Source organism: Amycolatopsis pittospori (genome assembly GCF_013870525.1).
GTDB lineage: Bacteria > Actinomycetota > Actinomycetes > Mycobacteriales > Pseudonocardiaceae > Amycolatopsis > Amycolatopsis pittospori.
On sequence record NZ_JACBXD010000062.1, the window covers coordinates 1 to 24,983 of the forward strand.

1 protein-coding gene and 1 pseudogene are annotated in these 24,983 nt (G+C 70.6%); both read right to left on the bottom strand.

The window, feature by feature from the left end; all coding sequences use genetic code 11:
- Window positions 1-4,008 (bottom strand): annotated as a pseudogene (locus H5J31_RS40265) (type I polyketide synthase); the annotation flags it as partial.
- A gap of 28 nt (window positions 4,009-4,036) precedes the next feature.
- Window positions 4,037-24,979 (bottom strand): type I polyketide synthase, encoded by a 20,943-nt coding sequence (locus H5J31_RS28405; RefSeq protein ID WP_181775722.1) that lies wholly within the window; start codon window positions 24,977-24,979, stop codon window positions 4,037-4,039.
- Between the last annotated feature and the right edge of the window lie 4 nt (window positions 24,980-24,983).

Consider the following 24,983-nt stretch of genomic DNA (forward strand, 5'->3'; position numbering starts at 1 on the left):
CAGGCCGCGGGCGCGGCGGCGCTCGGCCAATGCGTCGAGCGCCGCGTTGCTCGCGGCGTAGGCGCCCTGCCGGACCCCTCCCCATACGCCCGCGCCCGAGGAGAACAGCACGAAGGCGTCGAGCGGGCTGCCCGCGGTGAGTTCGTCGAGCAGCTCGGCGCCGGTCACCTTGCCGTCGAACACGTCGGCGAGCAGCTCCGGGGTCGTCTCGTCGAGCGGGACGGAGGGAGCGATCCCGGCGGTGTGGACGACCGCGGACAACGGCGGCAGCACGTCGAGCAGTTCGACCAGCGAGCCGCGGTCGGACGCCTCGCAGGCCACGATGGTGACCTTGGCACCCAGCGCGCTCAGCTCGGCTTCGAGCTCGGCGGCACCCGGTGCCTGCGGTCCCCGCCTGCTGGTGAGCACCAGATGATCGGCGCCGCCGGCCGCGAGCCAGCGCGCGACGTGTCCGCCGAGCGCACCGGTCCCACCGGTGATCAGGACGGTCCCCCGCGGCTGCCAGTGCGACTCGGGCTCGTCCCCGGCGGGCGCGCGGACCAGCCGGCGGCCGAACACCCCGTTGGCCCGCACGACGAGCTGGTCCTCGTCCCCGGCACCGGCGAGCACGTCCGCGAGCAGGCCGGGCACCCGGTCGCCGAACACCGGGGGAAGGTCGACGATCCCACCCCACCGTCCCGGGTATTCGAGCGCCGCGCTCAGCGCGAGCCCCCACGCCGTGGCTTGGCCGGGGTCGGGGGCCGTGTCCGCGGCGCCGGTCGCGACAGCGGCCTTCGTGCAGAGCCAAAGCGGGGCCGCGTGCCCGGCGTCGCCGAGTGCCTGTACGACGACCAGCCCGGCGAGCGCCCGGTGCCCCGGCCGTCGTTCCGGTTCGAAGGCCAGCAGCGACAGCACACCGTCGAACCTCGGCAGCCCCGAAAGCCGCGCGGCCAGTGCCTCGCGTCGCAGGTCGCCGACGGGCACGGACAGCTCGTGCACCCTGGCTCCCCGGTCGCCGAGTGTCCGCACCACGGTCGTCACGTCCTCGTCGGGCGCCTCCGGTACGAGCACCAGCCAGTCGCCGGTGAGCGGGGTGCTCGTGCCGAGCCCGACCGGTCGCCACTCCACCCGGTATCGCCAAGAGTCCACAACGGACAGATCGGCCCGTTGCCGGTACCAGCCGGACAACGCGGGCAGCACCGCGCCCAGCGCCTCCCGGTCGGGGACGTCGATCAGCTCGGCCAGCTCGGTCAGGTCCTGGTCGCCGACCAGTTCCCAGAAGCGGCCGCCGACCGGGTCCGCCGTGGCGGGCGCCGGGCCCGCCTCGCGGATGTTCCAGTAGTGGCGGCGCTGGAAGGCGTAGGTGGGCAGCGGAATCCGCCGGGGTTCGGCCCCCGCGAAGGCCACCGTCCAGTCGATGTCGGTGCCGGCGGTGAAGGCCTCTCCGAGCGAGACGAGGAACTGCCGCATCCCGCCCTGTTCACGGCGCAGGGAGCCCACGACGGCGATCCCCTCCGCACCCGCGTGCTCCGCGATCGCGTGCACGGCGTTGCGCAGCAGCGGGTGTGGGGCGGCTTCGACCACCAGGTCGTACCCGGCGTCGATCAGCCCGCGCAGCGCCGGTTCGAACAGCACCGGCTCCCGCATGTTCCGGTACCAGTAGGCGGCGGTCAGCTCGGCCGGGTCGATCCGGGCGCCGGTGACCGTGGAGTGGAAGGCCACCTCGGCCTGCCGGGGCCGGACCGGGGCCAGTTCCCGCAGGATCCGCTCCCGCAGGACCTCGACCTGAGGCGAATGCCCCGCGCCCGGCGTCCCGGGGATGCGCCGGGACCGCACCCGGCGCTGCTCGCACAGGGCCAGCATTTCCTCCAGCTGGGCCACGTTCCCGGCGACCGTGCACAACGCCGGACCGTTCACCGCGGCGACGGTCAGCCCGTCCCAGCGTTCGATCAGGGCGGAGACCTCGGCGTGCGGGAGCGAAACCGAAGCCATCGCGCCCTGTCCGCTGATTTCCAGCAAGGCCCGCGAGCGCAAGGCGACGATGCGGGCGGCATCGTCGAGGGTGAGCGCGCCGGCGACGTACGCGGCCGCGATCTCGCCCTGCGAGTGCCCGGTCACGGCGTCCGGCCGAACGCCGTGGGAGCGCCACAGTTCGGCCAGCGACACCATCATCGTGAACAACACCGGCTGCACCACGTCCAGCCGGTCCGTCGAGGCGGCGCCCTCGTCGCCGCGGATCACCGCCGCCACGGAGAAGTCCACATAGGACGCGAAGGCGGCGTCACAGGTCCGCACGCTTTCGGCGAAGACCGCGGAGTCCGCGTACAGCTTCGCGCCCATACCCGGCCACTGCGAGCCCTGACCGGGGAAGACGAACACCGTCCGGCCCCCGGCGCGTACCGGGCTCCCCTGCGCGGCGCCGTCCGGCAGCCCGCCCTCGGCGAACACGCCGAGCCGGACCGAGAACTCCTCCAGCGTGTCCGCGGCGAGTACCGCGCGATGCGCGAAACGGCTGCGCGTGGTCAGCAAGGAATACCCGACGTCGGCCGGGTCGAGCTCGGGTTCCGCGTCGACGTACGCCCGCAGCCGGGCGGCCTGCGCACGCAGCCCGGCCGAGGACTTGGCCGACAGCACCCACGGAACCGTCGCCACCGGGCGGGATTCGGCCACGGGTGACGGCGTACCGGCGGGCGCCTGTTCGATGATGAGGTGCGCGTTGGTGCCGCTGAGCCCGAACGAGGACACCCCCGCGCGGCGCGGGCGGCCGGTTTCCGGCCACGGCATGGCCTCGGTGAGCACCTCCACGGCGCCGGTGGACCAGTCCACGTGCGGGGTCGGCTCGGTCACGTGCAGGGTCCGCGGCATCAGGCCGTGCCGCATCGCCTCCACCATCTTGATCACCCCGGCCACCCCGGCGGCGGCCTGGCTGTGACCGATGTTGGACTTGATGGAGCCCAGGCGCAGCGGCCGGTCCGCGGGACGGCCCTGCCCCAGCGTGGCCAGCAGGGCGGTGGCCTCGATCGGGTCGCCCAGCGAGGTGCCGGTGCCGTGCGCCTCCACCGCGTCCACGTCCGAAGCCGTCAGCCTGGCGGAGGTGAGCGCGTCGCGGATGACCCGCTGCTGGGCGGCGACGCTCGGCGCGGTCAGCCCGTTGCTGGCGCCGTCCTGGTTGATCGCGCTGCCGCGGAGCACCGCCAGCACCTCGTGGCCGTTGCGCTCGGCGTCGGACAGCAGTTCCAGCGCCAGCAGTCCCGCCCCCTCCGCGAAAGCGGTGCCGTCGGCTCCCGCGCCGAACGCCTTGCAGCGTGACTCCGCGGCGGCCGCGTCGAGCCCCTTGGCGTCGAGGAACACGGCGAGCGAGGCGAGCACGGTGACCGCGCCGGCGAGCGCGAGCTCGCATTCACCGCGCCTCAGCGACTGCATCGCCAGGTGCAGCGCGACCAGTGACGACGAACAGGCCGTGTCGATGGTCAGCGCCGGACCCTCGAGTCCCAGCGTGTACGCCACCCGGCCGGACAGGACGCTCGGTGCCGCCCCGGTGAGCACGTAGCCCTCGGCCTCCGGCGCCACCCCTTCGCCGTCGAGACCGTAGCCGGAGGTGGTGCCGCCGACGAACACGCCGGTGCGGCTGCCCCGCAGCGCCGCCGGGTCGAACCCGCCGCGTTCGAGTGCCTCCCAGGCCAGTTCCAGCAGGACCCGCTGCTGCGGATCCATGGTCAGCGCCTCACGCGGGCTGATCCCGAAGAACGCGGCGTCGAAGTGCCCCGCGTCGTCGATGAACCCGCCTTCGCCGTCGACGGCGTCCCAGCCGCGGTCGACGGGCAGCGGGGTGATCGCGTCGACCTCGTCCGCGACCAGCCGCCACAGTTCCTCCGGCGAATTCGCCCCACCCGGATAGCGGCACGCCATGGACACCACGGCGACCGGCTCCCCGGCCGCCGCCTCGGCCGTCCGCAGCCGCTCACGGGTGTCGTGCAGGTCCGCGGTGACCCGCTTCAGATAGTCGAGAAGTTTCTGCTCAGTGCTCATGGCTGCGCTCGTTTCTCCGCCGGTGCGATCAAGAGATCTGCAAGTCGTTGTCGATGAGGTCGAAGATCTGGTCCGCCGTGGCGTCCTGGATCCGCTGGGAAACGCCGTTCTCCGCCTCGTCCCCGGTCAGGCGGGCCAGCAGGGACCGCAGCCGGGCGGCCACTTCCGTCTTGGTCTCGCCGTCGTCGGCGAGTCCGGTCACCGCCAGTTCCAGCCTTCCGAGCTCGCCGAGGACGTCCGAAGCCGCCTCCTCGGCGCCGCTCGGCGCCAGCTCGCCCCGCAGGAACGCGGCGAGCGCCGCCGGCGTGGCGTGGTCGAACACCAGCGTCGGCGCGAGCCTGCCGCCGGTGACCTTGCCGAGCCGGTTGCGCAGCTCGACCCCGGTCAGCGAGTCGAAACCGAGCTCGCGGAACGCCTGCGCGGGTTCCACGGCCGCCACCGAAGGGAAGCCCAGGACGGCCGCCGCCTCGGTCCGCACCAGGTCGAGCAGGATGGCCTCCTGCTCCGGCTCCGGAAGGCCGGCCAGCCGTTTGAGCAGCTTGGACCCGCTGTCTTCCTTCGCTTCGCCCGCGACCCTGCGGGACGTCGTGGCGGTGGTGAAGCCGCGCAGCAGGTGCGCCACGTCGTCCGGCCGCTGACGCCGGAGGCCGGCCACGTCCAGCCGCATCGGCAGCAGCAGCGGCTCGTCCATGGCCAGCGCGGCGTCGAACAGGGCCAGTCCTTCTTCGGTGTCCAGCCCGCCGACACCGTCCCGGCTCAGCCGCGCGAGCTCGGCCTCGCCGAGGTGCGCGGTCATCCCGCCGAGCCGGGCCCAGAGCCCCCAGGCCAGCGACGTCGCCGGCAGTCCCGCCGCACGACGCCGGTGCGCCAGCGCGTCCAGCCAGACGTTCGCCGCCGCGTAGTTGCCCTGCCCAGGCCCGCCGAAGACCCCGGCGGCCCCGGAGTAGAGCACGAACAACGACAGGTCCAGTCCCCGCGTCAGCTCGTCCAGATGCGCCGCACCGTCCACTTTGGACCGGAGCACGGCACTGAGCCGCTCGGGGGTGAGATCGCCGATCAGCCCGTCGTCGAGGGTGCCCGCGGTGTGCACCACACCGGCCAGCGCGTCGCCGATCCCGGAGACCACCTCGGCGACCTGCGCCCGGTCCGCCACGTCGCAGCGGACGATCCTGGCCCGCGCGCCGAGTTCGGTCAGCTCGCGCACCAGCTCCGCCGCGCCCGGCGCGTCCGGTCCGCTCCTGCTGGTCAGCACCAGGTCGCGGACGCCGTGTTCGGACACCAGCCGCCGGGCGGCCAGCGCGCCCAGGTTGCCGGTGCCGCCGGTGACCAGGACGGTCGCCGTCCCGTCGAGACGGCGTGGCTGGGTGAGCACCACCTTGCCGACGTGCTTGGCCTGTGACAGGAACCGGAAAGCCTCGTGGGCGCGGCGGACGTCCCAGGTCCGGATGGGCAACAGCCGCAGCGCGCCGTCGGCGAACAGCGCCATGACCTCGCGGAGGATCTCTCCCATCCGCTCGGCGCCCGCCTCGATCACGTCGAAGGCGCGGTAGCGCACCCCCGGGTGCCCGGCGGTGACCAGCTCCGGATCACGGAGGTCGCTCTTGCCCATCTCGATGAACCGCCCGCCCCTGGGCAGCAGCCGCAGGGACGCGTCGACGAACTCGCGAGCGAGGCAGTCCAGCACCACGTCCACCCCCCGGCCGCCGGTGGCTTCGGCGAACTGCGCCTCGAACCCGAGATCCCGCGAGGACGCGAGATGCCTGTCGTCGAGACCGAGGTCCCGGACCGCCTGCCACTTCGCCGGACTCGCGGTGCCGTACACCTCGGCGCCCCAGTGCCGGGCGAGTTGCACGGCGGCCATGCCGACCCCGCCCGCGGCGGCGTGCACCAGCACGGACTCGCCACGCCGGAGGTCCGCCAGGTCGCGCAGCGCGTAGTAGGCGGTGAGGAACACCACCGGCACCGACGCACCCTCCACAAAGGACCATGCGGCCGGGAGCTTCGCCAGCAGCCTGCTGTCGGCGACGGCGACCGGGCCGACACCCCCGGCGAACACCCCCAGCACCCGGTCGCCGGGAACGAGCCCGGTGACCCCGGGACCGACTTCGAGGACGACGCCCGCGCCCTCGTTGCCCAGCGGCACCTCGTCGGGGTACATGCCGAGCGCGATCAGCACGTCGCGGAAGTTGACCCCGGCCGCCCGGACCTCCAGCCGCACCTCGCCTTCGCCGAGCTCGTCCACCGCGGCCGAGGAGGGCAGCAGGGCCAGGTTCTCCAGCGTGCCCCGGCCGGTGAGGTCGAGGTGCCAGTGCGGCTCCCCGGCGGGCGGGGTCAACGCGGCGGAGCGGTCGGCGGGAACCAGCCTCGGCACCCGCAGCCGCCCGTCGCGCAGCGCGAACTGCGGTTCGTCGCTGCGGAGCGCCGACGGCAACCTGTCGAGGTCTTCGGGTCCGCCGAGATCGGCGAGCACGAACCGGCCGGGGTTCTCCGACTGCGCGGAGCGCACCAGTCCCCACACCACGGCCGCGTCGGCGTCCGGCACGTCTTCGTCCGGTGCGGTGGCGATCGCCCCGCGGGTGACGAAGACCAGCCGGGAGTCCGTGAACCGGTCGTCGGTCAGCCAGTCCTGCACCACGGCCAGCACGCGATGTGCGGCCGGGTGCGGGCCGTCGGTGCCGGGAAGCCAGTGCAGCAACACCGTTTCCGGACGCTGGTCCGCCTTGACGTCCCGCAGTTCCGGCAGGTCCAGCAGCTCGGCCGACGGCAGCGCGACGTCGTCCCAGCCGACCAGGAAGAGGTTCTTCGGCAGCACGGTGGCCGCCGCGGTGGCGGGCCGCAGGGCCAAGGACTCGACCACGGCCACCGGGTCGCCCGCGCCGTCCGCGGCGAAGATCGACACGCTGTCGCCGTCGTGGCGCGTCAGCCGGACGCGCAGCGACCGCGCGCCGGTCGCGTGGAGGGTCACGCCGGTCCAGGAGAACGGCAGGTACGCCCCGCCACCGCCGAACGACACCGCACCCAGTGCGTGGAGGCCGGCGTCGAGCAGTGCCGGGTGCAGCCCGAACCGGGCGGCCTCGGCGGACTCGTCACGGGGCAGTTCCACCTCGGCGAACACCTCGGCGTCGCGTTCCCAGACCGCCGTGAGCCCGCGGAACACCGGGCCATAGGCCAGCCCTGCCGCGGCGAGACCGTCATAAAGGCCGTCGATGTCCACGGCGGTCGCCCTGGCGGGCGGCCACTCGCGGAGGTCACCGGACTCACCGGGCTCGCCGGATTCGGGCGATACGGCGCCCGAGGCGTGCCGTGTCCACGGCTCGCCGTCCGCTTCACGGGAGTAGAAGACCAGCTCCCGGGTGCCCGCTTCGTCCGGAGTGCCGACGACGAGCTGCAGCTGGATTCCGCCGGTCGAGGGCAGCACCAGCGGCGCCTCGATCGTCACCTCTTCCACCCTGGCGCAGCCCACCCGGTCGCCTGCTTGGACCGCCAGTTCGGCAAAAGCGGTGCCTGGCAGGAACACCTGCCCCGAGACCACGTGCTCGGCCAGCCAAGGTGACGTCGAGACCGACAGCCTGGCGGTGAGCACGACCTCGTCGCCACCCGCGAAGTCCAACGTGGCGCCGAGCATCGGATGGTCGGTGGCACCGAGTCCGGCCGTGGTGACGTCTCCGCCGGAGGACGCGTCCACCCGGGGCCAGAAGCGCTCGTGCTGGAACGGGTACGTGGGCAGGTCTTCGGGAACCGTCCCGGCCTTGCCGAGGAGGGCGTGCCAGTCGACGTGGGCGCCGTGGCAGAACACCTCGCCCGCGGAGAGCAGGAACCTTCGCAGCCCTCCTTCGTCGCGGCGTAGCGTGCCCACCACGGGGAGATCGACGGTGTCCTCGATCGCCATCGCCAGCACCGGATGGGCGCTGACCTCCACGAACATCTGCTGACCATCGGCGGCCAACCGCTCCACCGCATCCGAGAACCGCACCGTCTGACGCAGATTCCGGTACCAATAACCACCCGTCAGCTCAGCGGTATCCAACCACCGAGAGTCCACAGTGGAATAAAACGGTATGTCGCCCGTCCGGGGCGTCACCGGAGCCAGCAGCTCAGCAAGCTCCGCCTCGATCCGCTCCACATGAGCCGAATGCGATGCGTAATCCACCGCCACCAACCGAGCCCGGACACCTTCAGCCTCGTAGTGGGCCTTCGCGTTCGCGAGTGCGTCGGGGTCACCCGAGAGCACCACCGCGTTCGGGCCATTCACCGCAGCGATCGACACACCCTCGCCGACCTCGGTGACAGGTGCGGCCACCGACAGCATTCCGCCCAAACCGGCAAGCTCGGCGGCGATCGCCTGACTCCGCAGCGCCACCACCCGAGCGCCGTCTTCCAAGCTCAGACCACCAGCCACCACCGCAGCGGCGATCTCACCCTGCGAATGACCCACCACCGCTGAAGGAACAACACCGAGCGAACGCCACACCTCAGCCAGCGACACCATCACCGACCACAACACCGGCTGAACAACATCAACCCTGGTCAAAGCAGCCTCGTCGCCCAACACCTCGAACAACGACCAGTCCACAAAGGACCTCAAAGCGCTGTCGCACTCCGCCATCCGCGACGCGAACACCGGACTCTCACCCAACAGCGCCGACGCCATCCCCAACCACTGCGAACCCTGACCAGGGAACACAAAAACCACACGCTCGACACCAGAACCAGAACCACGCACCACACCAGCAGGCAACTCACCTGATGCCAACGCGGCAGCCAAACCAGCCTGATCCTCGCCGACGAGCACCGCGCGATGCCCGAACACCGAACGACCCGCGAGGCCTGCCGCCACACCCGCGACATCGCCGGCATAGTCGGCCAGCCGACCGGCGAACGCTTCCACGGCCTCCGGCGACTTGCCCGACAACACCCACGGCGTGACCGCCACCGGAACGACCTCGGCGGGTACGGATGCGGGCGCCTGCTCCAGGATGAGGTGGGCGTTGGTGCCGCTCATGCCGAACGCGGAGATACCCGCTCGCCGCGCCGACTCGCGCTCCGGCCACGCACGGGCTTCGGTCAGCAGTTCGACGGCCCCGGCCGTCCAGTCCACGTGGGGCGATGGCGTGTCGATGTGGAGACTTCGCGGCAGCAGGCCGTGCCGCAGCGCCAACACCATCTTCATCACTCCGGCGACCCCGGCCGCGGCCTGGGTGTGCCCGAGGTTCGACTTCACCGAACCGAGCCACAGCGGGCGATCGCGGTCCTTCCCATAGGTCGCGTTGAGCGCCTGGGCTTCGATCGGGTCGCCGAGCGTGGTGCCGGTGCCGTGTGCCTCCACCGCGTCCACATCGGACGTCCCGAGCCCGGCGTTGGCCAGCGCGGCACGGATCACGCGTTGCTGTGAGAGCCCGTTCGGCGCGGTGAGCCCGTTGGACGCGCCGTCCTGGTTGACCGCGCTGCCCCGCACCACGGCCAGCACCTGGTGTCCCTGGCGGGTGGCCTCGGACAGCCGTTCCACCAGCAGGATGCCGGCGCCTTCGCCCCAGCCGGTGCCGTCGGCGGCGTCGGCGAACGCCTTGCACCGGCCGTCCGCCGACAGTCCGCGCTGGGCACTGAAGTCCAGGAACGCCCCGGGCGTGGACATCACGGTCACGCCGCCGGCCAGTGCCATGTCGCATTCGCCGTTGCGCAGTGCCTGCACGGCGAGGTGGATCGCGACCAGCGAAGAGGAGCAGGCGGTGTCCACGGTGACGGCCGGGCCTTCGAGCCCGAACGTGTAGGCCAGCCTGCCCGAGACCACACTCGCCGAGACCCCGGTGCCCAGCTGTCCTTCGCCGAGGTCCGACGAGGCGAGCAGCACCGAAAGGTAGTCCTGGCCGTTCGAGCCGACGAACACCCCGGTCCGGCTGCCCCGGAGCTCTGCCGGGTCGAAACCGGCTCGTTCGAAGGCCTCCCAGGAGGTCTCCAGCAGGAGCCGCTGCTGCGGGTCCATCGCCAGCGCCTCACGCGGGGAGATCCCGAAGAACTGGGGGTCGAATTCCCCAACGTCGTAGAGGAAGGCGCCGTCGCGGGTGTAGCTCGTGCCGGGGTTGCCCGGCTCGGGGTGGTACAGCTCGGCCAGGTCCCAGCCGCGGTTGTCGGGGAAGGGTCCCACCGCGTCGCGGCTTTCCGACAGCAATCGCCACAGCTGTTCCGGCGAGTGCGCACCGCCGGGGAACCGGCAGGCCATACCGACGATCGCGATCGGTTCGTCGGCGGCGGCCACCGCGGTGGCCGTGGTGATCGCGGTATGGACCCCGGTCAGTTCGCCCAGGAGGTGCTCGGCCAGCGCGAGGGGGTTGGGATAGTCGAACACCAGCGTGGTCGGCAGGTCGAGACCCACCAGCGGAACCATCCGGTTACGCAGTTCCACCGCGGTCAGCGAATCGAAACCCAGCTCACGGAACGCCCGATCCTGCTCCACCGCCTCCGGCCCGGAATACCCCAGCACCACCGCCGCTTCACTGCGAACCAGGTCCAGGACCGTTTGCCGCCGGGCGGCCGGGGCGAGCCCGGCAAGTTTCTCGCGCAGCTCGGCCGAACCCGCGCCGGCTGGTTCCCCGGCGGTGTCCTCGATCTCGATCAGCTCGGTGAGCAGGGGGCTGGGGCGCCGGGAGGTGAACACCGGCGCGAACCGGGCCCAGTCGACGTCAGCCACGGTGATCGTGGTGTCGTGCTGTGCGCCTTCCAACGCCGACAGCGCCCGCTCAGGGGCCAACGCCGTCAAACCACGTTTGGCGAGCTGCTCACCTGCTTCTCCGACAGCCATCCCCGCTTCGGCCCAGGGACCCCACGCCACCGACAGACCAGGCAGACCATCGGCACGACGCTGCTCCACCAACGCGTCCAAGAACGCATTACCCGCCGCGTAAGCAGACTGACCACCACTGCCCCACGTCGCCGCGATCGACGAAAACACAATAAACGCGTCAAGGCCCTCGGTCAGCTCATGCAGATTGACCGCACCCGCGACCTTCCCCGCGACCACCGCACGGAACTCCTCCACCGAGCACTCCGCCAACGGCGTCGACTGCGCCACACCAGCCGCGTGCACCACCACCGACAAACCCGGCAGCCCACCGACCAACTCAGCCACCGCCGCACGATCAGCCACATCACACGCCGCCACCGTCACCGCGACACCCAGATCACGCAACTCCGCCGCGAGATCCTCGGCCCCCGGTGAAGCGATCCCACGACGGCTGACGAGCACCAGATGTTCAGCACCCCGCTGAGCCAGCCACCGCGCCACCTGGCCACCCAAGGCCCCGGTACCACCGGTGACCAATGCCGTGCCACCGAAAGTCCACGACTTCGCGCCGGCAGCATCAACCCGCGTCAGACGACGCGCGAACACACCCGACGCCCGAACCGCCACCTGATCCTCGACACCGGCCAGCAGACCCAGCACCCGGTCATCGCCAGAAGCGGGCAGGTCGATCAGCCCGCCCCACACCTCCGGATGCTCCAACGCCGCGACCCGGCCCAAACCCCACACCTGCGCCTGTTCCGGCGCCGACAACCGATCCGACCGGCCGACCGACACCGCACCACGGGTCACCGCCCACACCTTGACACCGGTACCCACCGCGGCCTGCACCACCGCCAGCGTCGACGCAGCGTCCAAACAGGACACAACACCGGCGAAACGTCCAGGTACCAACAACTCCGCCAACGCCGCCTGCTCCAGACGGTCGACGACGACAACCTCACCGAGACCCGCGAGAGCGTCACCTTCGGCCAGGGGCTCCGGCGAGAGCACCAGCCACTCACCGTCAGGCCGGGCTTCGGACACCCGCACCGGAACCCACTCCGCCCGATACCGCCAACCCTCGACCACAGAAGACTCACGACGCCGCTGACGCCACGCGGACAACGAAGACACCACGCTGCCCAGGGCCGGCTCGTCCCCGATCGCCAGTTCGGCGGCGACCGACTCCAGGTCTTCACGCTCCACCGCGTCCCAGAACGCCGCGTCGATCTCGTCCGAGCGGGTGGCACCGGCACCCGGCGCAGGCTCGACCCAGTACCGCTCCCGCTGGAAGGCGTATGTGGGCAGGTCGACGCGGTTCCCGCTCAGCAAGGCCGACCAGTCCACCGCGACACCCCGCGTATGCAACGCGCCCAGCGCGGTGATGACGGTACGGATCTCGGGCCGGTCGGCACGGAGCATCGACACGAACAAGGCGTCCGTCTCGGGCAGGCAGCCCTGCGCCATCGCCGTCAGTACCCCGTCGGGGCCCAGTTCGACGAACGACGTCACTCCCTGCGCGGCCAGCATCCGCACGCCGTCGGCGAAACGCACGGCCTTACGCACGTGGTCCAGCCAGTAGCGCGGTGACGACAGGTCCGCGGCGAGCCCACCGGACACAGTGGACACCACGGGGATAGCGGGCTCCCGGAAAGTCAGCTCCGCCAGCACTTCCGCGAACTCCGCGAGCATCGGCTCCATCAACGGCGAGTGGAACGCGTGACTCGCTTCGACCCGCTTGGTCCGGCGCCCCTTGGCCGCGAACTCCGCGGCCACCCGGACTACGACCGTCTCGGCCCCGGAAATCACTACCGACGCCGGACCGTTGACGGCCGCGATCCCGAACTCGTCGGTCGGCTCGAACTCTTCTTCCGAGGCCTCGATCGCGACCATCGCCCCGCCCGAAGGCAGCGCCTGCATCAACCGGCCACGGGCCGAGACGAGCTTGCCCGCGTCCGCCAGGGAGAGCACTCCGGCGATGTGGGCCGCGGCGATCTCACCGATCGAGTGCCCCAGCAGGAAGTCGGGGCACACCCCCCAAGACTCGACCAGGCGGTACAAGGCCACCTCGACCGCGAACAACGCGGCCTGCGCGAACTCGGTCCGGTTCAGCGACTCCGGCTCGCTCAGTACCACCTCGCGAAGACGCGGCGGCAGAAATTCGCAGGCGTCGTCGAAGGCCTCGGCGAAAACGGGGAACTCGGCGTGGAGCTCACGCCCCATCCCGACCCGCTGCGCACCCTGACCGGTGAACAGGAACGCGGTCTTGCCTCGGCCGGTGGCGCCTTCGATCACCTCGGCGGACGACCGCCCCTCGGCGAGTGCGCCCAGCGCCCGCACCAGCTCGGCCGAGTCGGCGCCGGCCACCACCGCACGCCGCTCGAGCGCGGACCGGTTCGTCGCCAGCGAGAACGCCAGATCCGGCAGCGCCACCGCTGGGTTCTCCGCGACGGGAAGCAGCCGGGCGGCCTGCGCACGCAACGCGGCCGTCGTCTTACCCGACAACAGGAACGGCAGCACGGCGGGACCGTGCGCCGTCACCGGGGGCGTCTCGGCGGGCGCCTGCTCGATGATGGTGTGCGCGTTGGTGCCGCTGATCCCGAACGAGGAGACCGCCGCCCGCCGCGGGCGGCCGGTCTCCGGCCACGCACGGGACTCGCCGAGCAGCTCGACGGCACCGGTGCTCCAGTCCACATGGGACGATGGCGTACCGGCGTGCAGGGTCTTCGGCAGCACCTGGTGGCGCATCGCCATGACCATCTTGATGATGCCCGCGACCCCGGCGGCCGCCTGGGTGTGCCCGAGGTTCGACTTCACCGAGCCCAGCCACAACGGGACCTCACGGCCCTTGCCGTAGGTCGCCAGCAATGCCTGCGCTTCGATCGGGTCCCCCAGGGGAGTCCCGGTCCCGTGCGCCTCCACGGCGTCCACATCGGACGGTCGCAATCCGGCACTGGCCAACGCGGCCCGGATCACCCGTTGCTGCGAAGGACCGTTCGGCGCGGTCAAGCCGTTCGACGCGCCGTCCTGATTCACCGCGGAACCACGCACGACGGCCAGGATCCGGTGGCCCCTGCGCTGGGCGTCGGAAAGCCGTTCCACCAGCAGCATCCCGGCGCCTTCACCCCAGCCGGTGCCGTCCGCCGAATCGGAGAACGCCTTGCACCGGCCGTCCGCGGACAATCCGCCCTGGGCGCTGAACTCGATGAAGGCACCCGGCGCGGACATCACCGTGGCCCCACCGGCCAGCGCGAGGTCGCACTCGCCGTTCCGCAGCGCCTGCGCCGCCCAGTGCAGAGCCACCAGCGACGAGGAGCAGGCGGTGTCGACCGTGACCGCCGGGCCCTCGAGCCCGAAGGTGTAAGCAACCCGGCCGGACGCCACACTCGGGGTGGTGCCGGTCATCAGATGTCCCTGGACCCCGTCCGGCAGCGGTGAGACACCGACGGCGTAGCCCTGGGTGGCGGTGCCGACGAAGACGCCGGTCTGGCTGCCACGGTAGTTCGCCGCGTCGAAACCGGCGTGCTCGAAGGCCTCCCACGCGGTCTCCAGCAGCAACCGCTGCTGCGGATCCATCGCCAGCGCCTCACGCGGCGAGATCCCGAAGAACCCCGGATCGAAATCGGCCGCGTCGTAGAGGAACCCACCTTCCCTGACGGAGTCGAGGTCGAGGTCCCAGCCTCGATCGAGCGGGAGACCGCCGATGGCGTCCCGACCGGACGCCACCAGGTCCCAGAGCTCCTCGGGCGAACTGACTCCGCCTGGATACCGGCAGCCGATACCGATGATCGCGATCGGCTCGTCGGCGGCGGGCCGGCTCTGGACCACCGGGGCCGGGGCCGCGGTGTCCTCGTCGACCAGCTCGGCGCGGAGGAAGGCCGCGAGCACCAGCGGTGTCGGGTAGTCGAAGACCAGGGTGGCCGGCAGTTTCAGCCCGGTGGCCTGGTTGAGGCGGTTACGCAGCTCGATGGAGGTCAGCGAGTCGAACCCCAGCTCGCGGAAGGACGACTCCGCTACGACGTGCTCCGCGTCGTGGTAACCGAGCACGAGGGCCGCCTGGTCACGGACGATACCGGTGAGCTCCTCGGTCCGGGCCGCCACGGACAGGGCCGCGAGCCGCTGCCCGAGTGAGTCGGCCGATTCCACACTGGCGGATGCGGCCGTGCGGCGGTTCAGCACCCGGACGAGACCGCGCAGCAGCGGCGGTACCTCGTCCGCGGACGCCTGTCCCGAACCCAGATCCAGGTTCAACGGCACCAGGAGCGCGTCGGCGCGAGCACGGGCCGCGTCGAACAGCGCGAGGCCTTGTTCGGGGCTGAGCGCGCCACTGCCCGACCGGGAGACCCTGGCCCGGTCGGCGGTGCTGAGCGTCCCGCCCATGCCGCCGTTTTCCTGGTCCCACAGGCCCCATGCCAACGAAAGTCCAGGCAAACCCTCGGCGCGACGATGAGCCGTGAGGGCGTCCAGGAAGACATTCGCCGCCGAATAATTCGCCTGACCCGGATTACCGAACACACCCGACGCCGACGAAAACACCACGAACTCGGCCAAATCGTGGTTCTTCGTCAGCTCGTGCAAGTTCCACGCCGCATCCGCCTTGGGGCGCAACACCGAAGCGACACGGTCGGCGGTCAACGACTCCACCACACCGTCGTCCAAAACCCCGGCGGTATGCACCACCGCCGTCAGGTCCACAGTGGACAGTACTTCGGCCAGCGCGTCACGATCAGCCACATCACAGGCCACCACGGATACTTCGGCACCCAGACCGGTCAGCTCGGCAGCCAAGGCCTCCGCACCCGGAGCCGCCACACCACGACGACTCACCAGCAACAGCTTCCGCGCGCCCTGATCGACCAGATGCCTTGCCACCAAAGCACCCAGATTCCCGGTACCACCAGTGATCAACACCGTTCCCTCGACATCAAGGGAACGCGGCACACTGAGCACAACCTTGCCGACATGCTTCGCCTGCGACATGAACCGGAACGCCTCCGGCGCCTGCCGCACATCCCACACCCGAGACGGCAACGGCGAAAGCACACCAGCATCGAACAACCCCACCAACTCGGCCAACATCTCACCGATCCGCACCGGACCGGCGTCGATCAAGTCGAAGGCCCGATAAGCGACACCCTCGAACTGTTCGGCGACCGCACCGGGATCGCGGACATCGGTTTTGCCCATCTCCGCGAACCGGCCACCCCGCGGCAACAGCCTCAACGAGGCGTCGACGAACTCGCCCGCCAACGCATCGAGGACCACATCCACACCACGACCCTCGGTCACCTCAAGGAATTTCGCCTCGAAACCGGTATCCCGCGAGGACGCCAGGTGGTCGTCGGCCACGCCCAGCGCGCGAACCGCGTCCCACTTGGCAGCACTCGCCGTGGCGAAGACCTCCACTCCCCAGTGCCGGGCCAGCTGCACCGCGGCCATCCCCACCCCGCCGGCGGCCGCGTGGATCAACGCCGCCTCACCGGAACGGACATCCATCAGATCACGCAGAGCGTAGAACGCGGTGAGAAAGACGACGGGCACCGAAGCAGCGTCCACAAAGGACCATTCGGCGGGGATCCTCGCCACCGTGCGGGAGTCGGTGACCGCGATCGGGCCGAAGGCGCCCGCCAGCAGGCCCATCACGCGGTCGCCCGGCACCAGGCCGGTGACCTTCGCGCCGACCTCCAGCACCACACCGGCACCTTCGATACCCATCAGACCCGCGTCGCCGGGATACATGCCCAGCGCGTTCAGCACATCACGGAAGTTCACCCCGGCCGCTCGCACCTCGACCCGGACGTCCAGATCACCCAACGGATCCCCGGCCTGCGGCCAGGACACCAACGACAAGTTCGACAACGTGCCCTTGCCGACACTGTCGAGACGCCAGGTCCGCTCGTCCGGCAGCGCCAGTTCCGCCGACCGCGAAGCCCGGTTCAACCGCGCGGCGAACGCTTCGCCGCCACGAATCACGACCTGGGGTTCGTCACCGTTCGGGACGACGGCCAGCGCCTCCCCCGAACGCGGGTCTTCGTCGACGTCGACGAGGAGGAGCCGGCCCGGGTGTTCCGCCTGCACCGTGCGAAGCAGACCCCAGACGGCCGCCGCGGGCAGGTCACGGATCACTTCCCCGGCCTCGGCCGCCACCGCGCCGCGGGTGACGACCATCAGCCGCGTCCCCTCGGCGGTACGGTCCGCCAGCCACTCCTGGACGTCCGTGAGCATCGACGAAACCAGCTCGGTCGTCGTCCGGCCACGGGAAACGCAGTCCACCGTCACGACCGGTGCCGTCTCGCCCATGGGCAGGGAGATCGGTTCCCAGGTCAGGCGGTACAACGCGTCCGGGGTGGTGTGCCGGTTCCCCGGCAGGGCCCGCATGATCAGCGAGTCGACCGCCGCCACGGGACGGCCTTCGGTGTCGGTGATCTCGATCGACACCGTGTCCGCGCCGGACGGCGTCAGCCGGATCCGGACCGCGGTGGCACCGACGGCGAACAGGGAGAACCCGGTCCAGGAGAAGGGCACGCGGCCACCGCCGTCACCGTCGCCCGCGCGAAGGGCGAGAGCGTGCAGGCCCGCGTCGAGCAAGGCAGGGTGCAGCCCGAAGCGGGCGGCCTCGTCGCGGACGGAGAGCGGCAGCTCGACCTCGGCGAAGATCTCGTCCCCGAGGACCCAGGCAGCTCGCAGGCCCTGGAAGCTGTCGCCGTAGCCGAAGCCTGCTTCCGCCATCCCGGTGTACAGACCGGAGACGTCCACCTGGCGCGCGCCGGACGGCGGCCACTCCGCGGAACCGGCGCCGGGTCGCACCGCACGACGGGCGAGGACGCCGGTCGCGTGGGTCGTCCAGTCGCCCTCGGTGCGCGAGTGGACCGACACCTCACGCCGCCCGGCCTCGTCGGCCGCGCCGACGGCGACCTGCACCTGGACGCTGCCGGACTCGGGCAGTACGAGTGGTGCGGACAACGTCAGTTCCTCGACGAGGTCGCAGCCCGTCCGGTCGCCGGCGGCGACCGCGAGTTCCAGCAGCGCGGTGCCGGGTACGAGCACCTGGCCCTGGATCCGGTGGTCCGCCAGCCAGGGGTGTGTCCGGGCCGAGAGCCTGCCGGTCAGGACCAGGCCGTCGCCGCCCGCCAGTTCCACGGCGGCGCCGAGCAGCGGGTGGTCTGCCGCGCCGAGCCCGGCGCCGGTCACGTCGCCAGCCACCAGGCCGGAGATCTTCGGCCAGTAATGCTCGCGCTGGAAGGCGTAGGTGGGCAGGTCGACCGCTTCGCCAGGGCCGAAGTACGCGGTCCAGTCGACCGGGACGCCCCGGGTGTGCAGCGCGCCCAGTGCGGTGATCGCGGTGTGGACCTCAGGCCGGTCACCGCGGAGCAGCGGCACGAACAGGGCTTCGGCGTCGGGCAGGCAGCCTTGTGCCAGCCCGCTCAGCACCCCATCGGGGCCCAGTTCGAGGAAAGAGGTCACACCCTGCGCGGCGAGAATTCCCACACCATCGGCGAAACGCACCGACCGACGCACATGATCCAGCCAATACCCCGGCGACGCCCAATCCGCACCGAGACCACCGGACACAGTGGACACCACCGGAATCTGCGCCTCGTTGAACGTGATGTCCTCAAGAACCTTCGCGAACTCCGCGAGCATCGGCTCCATCAACGGCGAATGAAACGCATGACTCACCTCAAGACGTTTCGTCTTACGCCCCCTAGCAGCGAACTCCCCCGCAATCCGGGAAACCACAGACTCGACCCCGGAGATCACCACCGACCTCGGACCATTCACCGCAGCGATCCCGAACTCGGGCGACAACACGAACTCGTCCTCGGTCGCCTCGATCGCGACCATCACGCCACCCTCGGGCAGCGCCTGCATCAAACGACCACGAGCCGCCACCAACCTGCCCGCGTCCTCCAACGAGAACACACCAGCAACATGCGCGGCCGCGATCTCACCGATGGAGTGACCCATCACAAAATCGGGACGAACACCCCACGACTCGACAAGCCGATACAGCGCGACTTCCAAAGCAAACAACGCAGGCTGCGCGAACTCCGTCCGACCAAGATCACCCAACGGCGGCAGGAACTCACACGCCGCATCAAAAGCCTCGGCGAAAACTGGGAACTCCGCATACAGCTCCGCCCCCATACCCACACGCTGAGAACCCTGACCAGCGAACAAGAACGCGGTCTTACCGGAGTCGGCCGTGCCTTCGACCAAGCCTGAAGCCTGTCCCCCGGCCGCGAGTGCGGCGAGGCCCGCGAGCAGGCTGTCACGGTCCGCTCCGACGACCGCCGCTCGGCGATCCCAGGTGGACCTGGTGGTGGCCAGCGAGCGGGCGACCGCGGCGGTATCCCCGCCTTCCGTCACCAGCAGCCGCAGGCGTTCGGCCTGGGCCCGAAGCGCTTCGGCGGATTTCGCCGAAAGCACCATCGGCACGATCGACGGCGACGCGGCGGGCTCGACGACGGGCGTCTCCGGCGCCTCTTCGAGGATGGTGTGCGCGTTGGTACCGCTGATGCCGAACGACGAGACACCCGCGCGGCGCGGCACCGCCCCTGGTTCCCACGACCGCGACTCGGTGAGCAGCTCCACCGCCCCGGCAGACCAGTCCACCTGGGACGACGGCGAGTCGACGTGCAGGGTCTTCGGCAGTACCCCGTGCCGCATCGCCATGACCATCTTGATGATGCCCGCGACGCCGGCGGCGGCCTGGGTGTGCCCGAGGTTCGACTTCACCGCGCCCAGCCACAACGGCCGTTCACGGTCCTGCCCGTAGGTCGCCAGCAACGCCTGCGCCTCGATCGGATCACCCAGCGAGGTCCCGGTGCCGTGTGCCTCCACAGCGTCCACATCGGACGGTCCGAGGCCCGCGTTGGCCAGCGCCGCACGGATCACCCGCTGCTGCGAAGGACCATTCGGCGCCGTCAAACCGTTCGACGCACCATCCTGATTCACCGCGCTGCCACGCACGACGGCCAGGATCCGGTGCCCCTTGCGCTGCGCGTCGGAGAGCCTTTCCACCAGCAGCATCCCGGCGCCTTCACCCCAGCCGGTGCCGTCCGCACCTTCGGCGAAGGGTTTGCACCGGCCGTCCGCCGCGAGACCTCGCTGGGCGCTGAAGTCCACAAAGGCCCCGGGCGTGGACATCACGGTCACGCCGCCGGCCAGTGCCAGCTCGCATTCGCCGTTGCGCAGAGCCTGTGCGGCCAGATGCAGGGCGACGAGCGAAGACGAGCATGCCGTGTCGACGGTCAGTGCCGGGCCTTCGAGCCCGAACGTGTAGGCCAGCCTGCCCGAAACCACACTCGCGGACACTCCGGTGCCGAGGTGTCCGTCCCCGAGGTCCGAGGAGGCCAGCAACACCGAGAGGTAGTCCTGGCCGTTCGAGCCGACGAAGACGCCCGTCTGGCTCCCCCGGACGGACGCCGGGTCGATCCCGGCGCGTTCGAAGGCTTCCCACGAAGTCTCGAGCAGCAGTCGCTGCTGCGGGTCCATCGTCACGGCTTCACGCGGTGAGATCCCGAAGAAGCGTGCGTCGAACTCCCCGACGTCGTACAGGAACGCGCCGTCGCGGGTGTAACTCGTGCCGGGGTTGCCCGGCTCGGGGTGGTACAACTCCTCCAGATCCCAGCCGCGGTTCTCCGGGAAGCCGCCGACCGCGTCCTCACCGGAGGCGAGCAGGCTCCACAGCTGTTCCGGCGAGTGGACGCCGCCGGGGAACCGGCAGGCCATACCGACGATCGCGATCGGTTCATCGCTGGCGGCCACGCTGGTGGCGACGACGTTTTCCCTCGCACCGAGCAGTTCGCCCAGGAGGTGCTCGGCCAGCGCGAGGGGGTTGGGATAGTCGAACACCAGCGTGGTCGGCAGGTCGAGACCCACCAGCGGAACCATCCGGTTACGCAGTTCCACCGCGGTCAGCGAATCGAAACCCAGCTCACGGAACGCCCGATCCTGCTCCACCGCCTCCGGCCCGGAATACCCCAGCACCACCGCCGCTTCACTGCGAACCAGGTCCAGCAGCAGCCGTCGCTGGTCGGCGAGGGGACGGCCGATCAGCCTGGTCCGCAGCTCATTGGTGTCCCGCGGTTCGTCGACGGCGACAGTCACGTCGATCAGTTCGGTGAGCAAGGGGCTGGGACGCCGGGAGGTGAACACCGGCGCGAACCGGGCCCAGTCCACATCAGCCACGGTGATCGTGGTGTCGCGCTGCGCGCCTTCCAACGCCGCCAACGCCCGCTCAGGAGCCAACGCCGTCAACCCTCGCTTGGCGAGATGCTCACCAGCCTCACCCGCGGCCATACCTCCCTCGGCCCACGGACCCCACGCCACCGACAGACCAGGCAGACCATCGGCACGACGCTGCTCCACCAACGCATCCAAGAACGCATTACCCGCCGCGTAAGCAGACTGACCACCACTGCCCCACGTCGCCGCGATCGACGAAAACACAATAAACGCGTCAAGGCCCTCGGTCAGCTCATGCAGATTGACCGCACCCGCGACCTTCCCCGCGACCACCGCACGGAACTCCTCCACCGAGCACTCCGCCAACGGCGTCGACTGCGCCACACCAGCCGCGTGCACCACCACCGACAAACCCGGCAGCCCACCGACCAGCTCCGCCACGGCCGCACGATCGGCCACATCACACGCCGCCACGGTGACCGTGGCACCCAGATCCCGCAACTCCGCCGCCAAGTCCTCGGCGCCGGGCGATTCCGCCCCACGACGACTGACCAGCACCAGATGCTCAGCACCCCGCTCGACCAGCCACCGCGCCACCTGACCACCCAGCGCACCGGTACCACCGGTGACCAGAGCCGTGCCACTCAAGGCCCACGGTTCCTGACCAGCCGCGTCCGCCCGCGTCAGACGACGCGCGAACACACCCGACGCCCGAACCGCCACCTGGTCCTCAGACCCCGCGAGCACCCCGAGCAGGCGAGGGTCCCCGGCGGCGGGCAGGTCGATCAGCCCGCCCCACACCTCGGGATGCTCCAACGCCGCGACCCGGCCCAAACCCCACACCCGCGCCGACTCCGGCGCGGCCAGCCGATCACCACGACCGACCGACACCGCACCACGGGTCACCGCCCACACCTTCGAGCCCGTGCCCACCGCGGCCTGCACCACCGCCAGCGTGGACTCGGCGTCCAAACAGGACACAACACCGGCGAAACGCCCAGGCGTCAACAACTCAGAGAGATCCGGCTGCTGGGCGACGACAACCTCGCCGAGACTCGCGAGAGCGTCACCTTCGGCCAGGGGCTCCGGCGAGAGCACCAGCCACTCACCGTCAGGCCGGGCTTCGGACACCCGCACCGGGACCCACTCCGCCCGATACCGCCAACCCTCGACCTCGGAAGACTCACGACGCCGCTGACGCCACGCGGACAAAGAGGGCAGCAACGCGCCGAGGAACTGCTCGTCCTCGCCCGCCACCCTCAGTTCGGCGGCGAGCGTGCGGATGTCGGCGCGCTCGACGGCGTCCCAGAACTCGCTGTCGGCCACGTCGTCCTGCACTTCGGCCGCGGAACCGCCACCGAACTCCAGCCAGAAACGCTCGTGCTGGAAGGCATAGGTGGGCAGCTCGACCCGTTCGCCTGCCAGGAGGGCCGTCCAGTCGACGCGGGTTCCCCGGGTGTGCAGCGCACCGAGCGCCGTCATGGCGGTGCGGACCTCAGGCCGGTCACCGCGGAGCAGCGGCACGAACAGGGCCTCGGCGTCAGGAAGACAACCTTGCGCCAGCCCGCTCAGCACCCCATCGGGGCCCAGTTCGAGGAAGGAGGTGACACCCTGCGCGGCGAGAATTCCCACACCATCGGCGAAACGCACCGACCGACGCACATGATCCAGCCAATACCCCGGCGACGTCAGATCCGCGGTCAACCCACCGGACACAGTGGACACCACCGGAATCTCCGGCGCGTTGAACGTGATGTCCTCAAGAACCTTCGAGAACTCCGCGAGCATCGGCTCCATCAACGGCGAATGAAACGCATGACTCACCTCAAGACGCTTCGTCTTACGACCCCTAGCCGCGAACTCCCCCGCAATCCGGGAAACCACAGACTCGACCCCGGAGATCACCACCGAATTCGGGCCATTCACCGCAGCGATCCCGAACTCGGGTGTCAGCACGATCTCGTCTTCGGTCGCCTCGATCGCGACCATCACGCCACCCTCGGGCAGCGCCTGCATCAACCGACCACGAGCCGACACCAACTTGCCCGCGTCCTCCAGCGAAAACACACCGGCGACATGCGCGGCCGCGATCTCACCAATCGAATGCCCCAACAGAAAGTCGGGACGAACACCCCACGACTCCACCAGCCGATACAGCGCCACCTCAAGAGCAAACAGAGCCGGTTGCGCGAACTCCGTCCGACCAAGATCCCCTAACGACGGCAAAAACTCACACGCCGCATCAAAAGCCTCAGCGAAAACAGGGAACTCCGCATACAGCTCCGCCCCCATACCCACCCGCTGAGAACCCTGACCAGCGAACAAAAACGCCGAACGGCCACGGCCGATGGAGCCCTCGACGAGGTCTGCGGACGAACGGCCTTCGGCCAGCGCCCTCAGCGCCCTCACCAGTTCGTCACGGTCGGCACCGGCCACCGCGGCGCGCCGTTCCAGCGCCGACCGCGTCGTCGCCAGCGAGTACGCGACATCCGTCAGCGCCGCGTCGTCTTCCTCCATGAAGGAAGCCAGCTTGGCCGCTTGGGCCCGCAACGCCGCCGTCGTCTTACCGGACAGCACGAACGGCACCACGGCGGGCGCCCGTCGTTCGGGAGCCTGCTCCTGGACGGGCGCCTGCTCGAGAATCGTGTGCGCGTTGGTACCGCTGATCCCGAAGGAGGACACCGCCGCCCGGCGAGGACGGCCGGCGTCGGGCCACGCCCGCGCCTCGGTGAGCAGCTCCACGCTTCCGGAGGACCAGTCGATATGCGACGACGGCGCGTCCACGTGCAGCGTCTTGGGCAGTACCCCGTGCCGCATCGCCATGACCATCTTGATCACACCCGCCACCCCGGCGGCGGCCTGGGTGTGCCCGAGGTTCGACTTCACCGACCCCAGCAGCAGCGGCACTTCGCGATCCTGCCCATACGCCGCCAGAAGGGCTTGCGCCTCGATCGGGTCACCCAGTGCCGTGCCGGTGCCATGCGCCTCGACCGCGTCCACTTCGGACGGTGCCAGCCCGGCGCTCGCCAGCGCGGCCCTGATCACCCGGCGCTGCGACGGCCCGTTCGGCGCGGTCAGCCCGTTCGACGCACCGTCGGAGTTCACCGCGGAACCGCGGATCACCGCCAGCACGGTGTGGCCGTTACGCACGGCGTCCGACAGTCGCTCGACCAGCAGGACGCCGACGCCCTCACCCCAGCCGGTGCCGTCGGCCCCCTCGGCGAAAGCCTTGCACCGGCCGTCGTCCGCGAGCCCGCCTTGTGCGGAGAACTCGACGAAGGTGCCCGGCCCGGCCATCACGGTGACCCCGCCGGCCACGGCCAGATCGCACTCGCCCCGGCGGAGCGAATGCGCCGCCAGGTGCAACGCCACCAGTGAGGAGGAGCAGGCGGTGTCCACGGTGATCGCGGGGCCTTCCAGTCCCAGCGAGTACGCGATCCGGCCGGACGCCACGCTCGGCGTGGTGCCGGTCATCAGATGTCCCTGCGTGCCCTCGGGTGCGGCCTCCACCCCGACCCCGTAACCGTGCGCCGCCGCGCCGACGAACACACCGGTCTGGCTGCCGCGCATGGTCGAGGCGTCGATCCCCGCGCGCTCGAACGCCTCCCACGAGGTCTCCAGCAACAACCGCTGCTGCGGATCCATCGCCAGCGCCTCACGCGGCGAGATCCCGAAGAACCCCGGATCGAACTCCGCCGCGTCGTAGAGGAACCCGCCGCCGCGGGCGTGGAACGTGCCCGTGGCGCCCGGATCGGGGTCGTACAGGTTGTCCAGGTCCCAACCGCGGTCGGCGGGGAAGCCGTCGATCGCGTCCTGTCCGGATTCCAGCAGGCGCCACAGATCCTCCGGCGAGCGCACCCCGCCGGGGAAGCGGCATCCGATGCCGATGATCGCGATCGGTTCCTGCTGCTGTTCTTCGACCTCCCGCAGCCGCCGATGCGCGTCACGCAGGTCAGCGGTCGCACGCTTGAGGTAGTTGAGAAGCTTCTGCTCGTTTTCCATCGAA

What these genes read in the sequence shown, in the direction of transcription:
- H5J31_RS28405 (WP_181775722.1), bottom strand. Translation starts at nt 24,979, where the DNA reads ATGGAAAACGAGCAGAAGCTTCTCAACTACCTCAAGCGTGCGACCGCT.